This window comes from Mesorhizobium sp. M1D.F.Ca.ET.231.01.1.1, assembly GCF_003999155.2.
In the GTDB taxonomy this organism is placed as follows: domain Bacteria; phylum Pseudomonadota; class Alphaproteobacteria; order Rhizobiales; family Rhizobiaceae; genus Mesorhizobium.
In genome coordinates this window covers 1-315 of sequence record NZ_RZOZ02000188.1, presented here as the reverse complement: position 1 = coordinate 315, position 315 = coordinate 1, and the positions used below count along the sequence as shown (strand labels likewise).

Annotated in this window: 1 protein-coding gene; it reads left to right on the top strand. The window is 58.1% G+C overall.

Annotation, left to right across the window (positions count from 1 at the left end):
* Positions 1-315: SbmA/BacA-like family transporter (locus EN874_RS32895; protein ID WP_281061467.1), on the top strand; the 315-nt coding region annotated here is incomplete at both ends.

The following is a 315-nucleotide window of genomic DNA, read 5'->3' as shown; positions in this document are numbered from 1 at the left end:
GTCAATGCCTTCATCGTCAGTCACTGGATCTTCCGCTGGCGCACCGCGATGAACGATTACTTCATGGCGAACTGGGGCCGGCTGCGCCACATCGAAGGCGCTTCACAGCGTATCCAGGAAGACACGATGCGCTTCTCGCAGATCATGGAAGATCTCGGCTCGACCTTCGTCCAGTCGATCATGACCCTGATCGCCTTTCTGCCGGTCCTGATTCAATTGCAGGCTCATATTACCGAGCTGCCGATCGTCGGTGCGGTCCCGCAGCCTTTGGTTATCGCCGCATTGGGCTGGTGCTTGTTCGGGACGATCTCCGTC